Here is a 7184-nt window from a genome sequence, read left to right as displayed (position 1 = left end):
TTTGTTGCTACAACGATTGCACAGTCGAATTTCTGGCTGCTTTGGGTTACATAACCCACGCATCTTCGCTCGTAACTTGAGTGCGTTAAAATGAGTGACCTTGACGATGGATTAGTCATCAAGGAAATTTGCTTGGTTGGGATCAGTCTTAGTTCTTTTGCGCTTGCTGTTTTCTAATTGCAGAAAGCTTGATACAAAGTCGTCAGGCTGTTTAGCGGCCTGTTCAATCTGCTTAGCGGTAAGCTCGACTCTTCCTTGCATTCTTAACCCCAGGGAGTATCGCGGAACAAGCCTTCGATTTAGGGTAAAGGTTGGTAACTTTACAGATGTGTCTGATTTCGCAGAGTATCTCTGTTCTTTTTCATGAAGCGCAGATTCTCTTACGGCAATTCTAAGAATGCTCATGGCATAACTTTCTCGAGGTAATTCCCCACGGATAGCGATGTCAATTGCGGCTGCGTCTTGGAGTGAACTTTTATATAACCGATTGTGGAACATTCGACAAAGAGCATCAATCATATTGGCAAGGTTTTGACTCGTAATACCATAACTATCTCGCTCTCTAGTTGAGGCATCACCAATGGACTCTCCAAGGCTTTCAATCAGATCCTCAGAGTAACTCTTGATTGCGCTATTTTGTATGCTCGCAGAGATTTTCTTTTTGATTTTGGAGTCCAGTTGTTGTCAAATGCGTTCGCGATTATGCGATAGTTCAACTCCAGAAATTGACGATAGATTCCGGAGGACAAATCAACAATCCCAGATATTCCCGCATATTTCACTTCGACCTTATTCTCTTGGCAGTAACGTAGGACATCCACATCCTTGTATTTGTCCCAATAACTTTGAAAAGTCTTCGGTTTTTACCTTTGACAGAATCGTACTCCGCTTCGCGAATGGCGCGCACTGTCTCAGTTCGATATTCAATTCCCTTCGTCCAAACATCCAGAGCGCTTGCATATTTTAGATCGTCGGGCCAACCAGCATGCCGCAGACGTTTCTTGGCGACATCTTCAACCGCACGTCGATATGAGGCAGAACCACGCTTATTTTGCAGGCCACCGTCAACCCAATTTAATGAAATCGGATCAAAGTCGTGTCCAGGTCGGTATGACGCTCCCGACATCGTCGTTTTTTGACTACTGCCATAAGTCATGCTTCCAAATTTATAACATAAGGTTGCATGATTGCGTTCGGCCGCCGCTGTAAACAATACCCGTTGTTGGACCGCGCCCAATGAATCAAAATCATCAAGCATCAAATAGAATGGTGCGCTTACTGAGAGCTCAGACTTTATTGCTTCAAGAAATTTTAGAAATGAAGTAGAGATACGAAGCCAAGTATTTAGCTGAGTTTCTTGCGCTCCTGGCTGCAACGAGGAGAGATGCTCATCGACGCTTTCCATAATTTTATCTGTTGCATCAGCCGTTAGCGCAACTAACTCTTTCCACGCCTTAGCGTTGCCAATTTCAGGCGCCCTCAATGTCGCCGACAATCGGTCTCGGAGATTAGCCCAATCTCCATCGAGTTTTGGTCCTTATCGTAAAAATGCTGCAGTGAAGCTAATAGTTTGGAAAAGACAAAAGCAGTTAAACGATGCTCAAACAAACTCATCGCACGGGGCTCCGATTCCAAGATTTCGAAATCAGTTCTATTGAAACCATACTGCGAAAGCCGACAATAGATGCCCAAAAATTTCGCTGTTTGAATTTTTGATTTGGGTTATTTTCTATTGCAGTTTGGACTTCGGTAGATAGATAACGCAATAACATTGTCTTGCCGGTCCCTCGTTGTCCTTCAACAAAAGAGTCAAAGTTATTTTCCAGCACTTTCAAATTTTCGTTGCTATCGACAAACAGTCTCGGGATTTCAGCGGCATCGATATCATTCGCAACGACATCTTCGAATGGATTTTGCCATGCTACATGCGTCGATGCTCCATTTTTAACCGTCTCTCGCGTAAGATTGGGAGCGGCATTCCAGTTTCTCGGCGACTTTACTGGAATCGTCGAAGTCTGCTTCGGGTCTTCGAACCACGAACCTGATTGGCTATCATATTCAAGTACGCTGGGCGTCAATAAAACACCTGTCTCGCTAACTTCAAGCGAATGGATTGAAAAACTCTGTGGATATTGCAATCCTTGAAAAGAGCCCCACCCGAACTTACCACGGGCTTTTGTCCAGTCCCGCCGTAGACTGTAGTAGTATCTTCGACGTGAACATGGCCATGCAGCAGAAAGCTTGGTCCTAGCGTTCGATTAGTGATTTGATCAAACTCGTTCTCGCACCAATCTGCCATCCAGTTGGCAGGGTGATGCATCAAGATCAAGCCCATGGCATTGGAGCTCACGGAACGCTCGACCGCTTCTTGATAGGCTTTCAAGTCAATAGCTAAATTATTTTCCTCGTCATTTGAATATGAGAGTATAGCTGTGTTCAAACAAATGAGATCGAATGGGCGATCATCCAGTTCAACAGAAACAACGTCAATAAATGGATTATTCCAAGTATTAAGAAAAACCCCTTTATATTCCTTATGAAGGTGCGCAACCCAGGAGCGAAATGAGGCAATATGTTCGTGGGACTTGTAAAGACTGGTTTTTCTTTCGCCAAAGTTTTTGCTGATTGAGATGCCATTCTAAGGGTGTCACCGTTTGCCTTGGTTCTCTCCACATCATGATTTCCCGGGCACATAATTATCTGACCTCCAGTGAGTTCGGCAAGCCGCACCAAAATTTTTCAGCCACCCCCAACTGCTCTGAATTTCCAGCGTTTGCGATATCACCCGTGAAGCAAATAAGATCGCAGGAGATTTCGTGGTCCTCGAAATGACGAATAATCGAATTTGTGATATGCAACTGATCGGAATGAGGGTCCGTAACGCCTATATGAATGTCCGAAAGATGAATAAATTTGATGACGTGTCCCCCTTATTTATTGCTCACGCTCGTCCACAGCACTCAAGCAAATTCAAAAAACTTCTTTTGCTAATGTTGGTGGGACTGCGTTTCCAACTTGCTGTTGTTTGAACCCAATCGAGCCTTTGAACGAAAACGTGTCTGGGAATGATTGGATTCGCGCTGCCTCTCGGACTGAAAGTCCTCGATTCTCTTCAGGATGAATAAGCATATTCTTTCTGTAATTTCCGATGACTACTGAAGGTTCATTCCACGTCAGCCTTCGATAAATGCCTGTATGACAGCGACTTCTGTCAGCATAGTTTGCCATTAGGTTCTCAGGTATATTCTCCCAATTCCCTCCTTGAGGTATGTGAGAGTACCTTTCCAATACATAGTCCGAGTTTCGAGAGACTTCATGTCCATCGCATTCTTCCAAGCCACCACGTAACATCCTTGCGTATGGAGAAGACTGATCATTTTTGTATGGTAAAAAGTCGCCAGATTGTCCGTTCGTCAATTTCGGTAGGTCTGATAATGCGTCATGAACAGTTACTGGCTTTGACTGTAGAGGTTCGGGAAATCGAAGCAACGATGGGTCCTTTGCCCCAATCAGGAAAAGCCGTGTCCGGTTTGAGGGACGCCAAAATCCTGCGCATTCATAAGAGTATAGTCGGTTTTGTAACCTTCGGTAGCAAGATCGGCGATCAGCTGTTTTAGAAAAAAGCTATCAGCGGTTTCTAGTAATCCTCGTACGTTCTCAAAAACAACTAAAGTGGGCTGCAATTGGGAGACAGCACGCACAAAGTGCTTAAACATCCAATTTGTCGGGTTTTTGATGTGCGTGTTCTTTGGTTGGATGTGGAGAATCCTTGGCAAGGAGGTCCGCCAAATACCACAAAATCGCCAGGTGGTTTCCAACAAGAAAAGTCTTCGATATCATCAATTGGCAGGCAAATTGATTCTGTCGCGCTGTGATTGGCAGCATATGTTTCGATAGCATGTGTGTCGGAATCTATAGCAACGCGAATATCGATTCCGGCACCGCAAGCGCCCAAAGACATCCCTCCCGCTCCTGAAAATAAATCAATTCCGTACATGTACTATTCGACTTAACGCCTCTACTGATTTGCCCATTGCTTAAAACTCGCTCAGCTTCTTGGACGCCGAAAGCTTGAAAGCATAGCCTCGAATTAAAAAATCTCACAAGCTAGAATTTTAATCGGGGTCAATACCGAGGGTTCGACTTGCCCAAAACGGATCACGTATAGCCGCTATTTCAGAGCACTTCGAAGGTTGGTAGCTTAAATTTGTTGAGTTTTGTCACTTAACGAGCGGCAGCAACGTGGTGCCGCTGAAATTGGTTTCCTGATTCTACGTAATATTTGCAATGATGACCTCACAGACTAACCTAAAATGGTTTTCAAAAAAGTGGATCGGCCTCTGCAGTTCAGGAACTTCCATAAGTAAACACACTACATCGCCATTTAGATTGCCCATGGGTTATATTACATTTGGAATTGCTGCCTAAGAGATAAAAATGATCGAATCCAAAAATGAGTTCAATTAAGCCCATAATTTTTCTTAGATATTCTATCTTTGTGAATGGAGATAATGACGGCATTGGCTGCGAACTCAAGTTGGAGGACTGGATTGGTCGATTTTTGACCAATTATTTTCAAAATGACGACGTGCAACGTTTCCGCTATGGTCGAAGAGAAGAGGGGGCTTGGTTTTTTGAACCAAGAACTTGGAGATAAAAATGACCGAGGATAAAAAACTCAATCTGACGATCAACAAAACTGGCCTGGTTTGTCGGAAATTGATAAGGCGCTCACAGAAAACCGCCTGACAGCCTATACATGGAAGAAGACGTGGGCTGACCCTTGGGGCCGTTTGAAGTTGATTTTGGTGTTCGCAGCGTTGGCGGCGTTTTTGATCTTCGTACTTGTCGATGAAAGTTTGATCACGTTTTAGCTATTTCCATTCCTTGATATCGTCAGCTGCTTTCTCGCCCGCACCACGCGCATTTCTCGTCTTCCGTTTCATCGCATCCTCAACGGTGTCGACCCGTGTCCTTCCGCGTGATTGAGCACCGGCAACTTCACTTTTGATTGAGTCAACATCTGGCGAACTAGTTCCCGAGCCTGATCGACCGCCTCCGAGCGAGACACCACCTCGAACGCCGGCGGCGCTACTTACGCCAGGTTTTGCACGGGAGTGAACTCGGGTAAAGTCAGTTTGCCTTCGATATCATCGTGAAGTCGGTCAGCATAACCGGATACGAATCGTGTTTGTAGTTCCTGGCCTTCGGCGCTCAGTTGGAAATTTACATCGTCAAAACGTTCGTTGCCGTAATAATCGCGATTGGTCTCCATCTCCGCCATGCCCCATTCACGGTAGGCCTGACTCAGGTTGAGAGATCCAGCGGCACTATTGCTTTCATACCAAGTTACTTGATCTTCCAAGCGGCTGGCCAGTTCTTCCGACCTTCTGGCTTCAACGGTGTAGCTTTGCGCTTCGGTCAAAGATGAAGTCATACCCGATGCGCTGCTTGAGACCGCAGAACTGCTGCTAGAATTTACACTTCGCACAAATCCATCACGGGTATTGGACCAGTTCCGGCTATCGGAAATTTGATTCATGCTTCCCATGATCCGGCTACGATCCTCCGACGCAATTCCGATATCACTATCGGTCCAAGCCTTATTCCTTCCGCCTTTCACACCAAGTGCAGCGCTTCCCGCTCCTTTTTCTCCTTTTACACCCAAGGAACCTTCGCCATTCAGGAACCATGATACGCTAATGTCATCAGATGCCCTGCGTGACAGTCCATATTGCCGCTGCAAGTTCCTCGAAGCTGAATCCACTTCGCTGAACGCTTTGTTGACACTGTTGCTCTCATTTGTCCCGACTGCGGTTTCCGAAGAACTCCCCTGGCTGTAGGTATTTCTGAGTTCGTTGAATCTGGTCACCGCCGAGCTAGTCGATTGCTGGGCTAGATTGGAGAATGTCTCACTTTGTGATCGGCTGCTCGATGCAAGCGTCGAAAGTCTTGAGGTAAAATCCTGGCCCAATGTTGGTGTGAACGGATAGGAAGAATTCGGAACTTGATCGAACGAATTTTCCGGAAAGCTCGTGGTTTGCGTCCCGCTTGCACTGAACCCGCGTGTCTGAGCCGAACCGTAAGAAATATTCGGCGCGATCGAACCTTGCGCAAATTGTTTCGAGAACACGCTCGAATTTTCAATATTGCTGTTGCCCAGCGACACATTGCCGGTGCTGGCATCGCGCGCCGCTTCTTCTGCGGCATTTTGTGATGGATTGAGATAGGAAGTGGCTTGGCCAGAAATTGCAAGCGCACCTCTTGCGATCCCGCCAGCAAGAAAGGGGATTGAGGCAACAAGATATCCAGCAAGAATACCGATATCATTATTCACATCAACCATGCCGGAGAAGTTTGCCAGACTAAGACCAGTCCCTCCTGCTGCACCGCCAACATCTGATGCTCCCTTGAACATCAGTATCATGTGCAAAATGACAAACAATGGCCCCCAAGCGGCAAGATAGAAGAAGCCTGTAATATATCCCCGCAGTGCCGTTGGACCAGTTTTTGGCATGAGGAACAGCGGGAATAGCACCGGAAACAGCGCATAGAATACGACGGTGAGAACGATATTGAGAATGGGCACCCATTTCATCGCATTTTGAGCAATCGAACTATATGTGCGTTCAGTCTGGATGTCAGCACGGGTCTGGGCAAAAACATCGACGCTCGATGTGCCGCTGGAGCCCGCCATTCCGTGCATCGCCTGTTTCATTGCATTTATGGTGAGCACTTGCCGGAAGATCTCGCTGGCGTTTTTTGAAACCCCACTCAAATAGCTGTAAGCAACTGGCAGATCAGCAAATAGTTTGGCTTTTGCTAGCGCAGCGGTTTGTTTGGGATAGAGCTGGCGACCAAAGATGGTCCCCATTTCATCGATCATTGCGGTCCATTGGCTGTTGAGATCATTATAGGCCTCGCGGCAGGTAATGATATTGGCGCTGACGCTATCATCGGGATTGCGGGTGAGGAACTTTTGCGCGCGCGCTGCGCTTCCCGGCGCAATCACCGTCCAAATATCATCGCTTGCCGACAATTCTTTCATTGAATAGCGACCTAGTAGCAGGTCATAAAATACACATTGGCGAAAATGCTCGTCAAGATTGGCGGCAAATTCAGGGTCAGAAATACGCAAACTGCGCGTCGCATCGAATAGCCGCGAGCCATAGATCATTCCATTT

The 7184-nt window shown here is 46.4% G+C and carries 5 protein-coding genes and 2 pseudogenes; all 7 read right to left on the bottom strand.

What is annotated here, in order from left to right:
* Positions 1 to 111 precede the first annotated feature (111 nt).
* The gene (locus C8024_RS15380) at positions 112 to 519 is read right to left on the bottom strand and encodes a hypothetical protein (RefSeq protein ID WP_173206732.1); all 408 of its coding nucleotides are present in this window, start codon (positions 517 to 519) and stop codon (positions 112 to 114) included.
* Positions 520 to 778: 259 nt separating this feature from the next.
* Positions 779 to 1495 (bottom strand): hypothetical protein, encoded by a 717-nt coding sequence (locus C8024_RS15375; RefSeq protein ID WP_173206729.1) that lies wholly within the window; start codon positions 1493 to 1495, stop codon positions 779 to 781.
* A gap of 115 nt (positions 1496 to 1610) precedes the next feature.
* Entirely contained in the window at positions 1611 to 2138 is a 528-nt protein-coding gene (locus C8024_RS15370) for a hypothetical protein (protein WP_217272247.1), read from the bottom strand.
* 558 nt (positions 2139 to 2696) lie between these two features.
* Positions 2697 to 2909: a hypothetical protein gene (locus tag C8024_RS23630; protein WP_367947379.1), complete on the bottom strand. Its 213-nt coding sequence runs from the start codon at positions 2907 to 2909 to the stop codon at positions 2697 to 2699.
* Positions 2910 to 2970: 61 nt separating this feature from the next.
* A pseudogene (locus C8024_RS23625) lies at positions 2971 to 3716 on the bottom strand (DNA cytosine methyltransferase).
* The gene (locus C8024_RS23620; protein ID WP_367947378.1) at positions 3668 to 3961 is read right to left on the bottom strand and encodes a DNA cytosine methyltransferase; all 294 of its coding nucleotides are present in this window, start codon (positions 3959 to 3961) and stop codon (positions 3668 to 3670) included. Before C8024_RS23620 ends, C8024_RS23625 begins: the two are co-directional and overlap by 49 nt.
* 913 nt (positions 3962 to 4874) lie before the next feature.
* Positions 4875 to 7184 (bottom strand): annotated as a pseudogene (locus C8024_RS15350) (conjugal transfer protein TraG N-terminal domain-containing protein); the annotation flags it as partial.

The organism is Sphingopyxis sp. BSNA05 (assembly GCF_013265645.1).
Taxonomy (GTDB): Bacteria; Pseudomonadota; Alphaproteobacteria; order Sphingomonadales; family Sphingomonadaceae; genus Parasphingorhabdus.
This window is presented reverse-complemented; position numbering and strand designations above follow the sequence as displayed.

Bases quoted from the DNA above. Each gene is read 5' to 3' on its own strand.
- C8024_RS15380 (WP_173206732.1), bottom strand. From the start codon at position 519: ATGATTGATGCTCTTTGTCGAATGTTCCACAATCGGTTATATAAAAGT.
- C8024_RS23620 (WP_367947378.1), bottom strand. From the start codon at position 3,961: ATGTCTTTGGGCGCTTGCGGTGCCGGAATCGATATTCGCGTTGCTATA.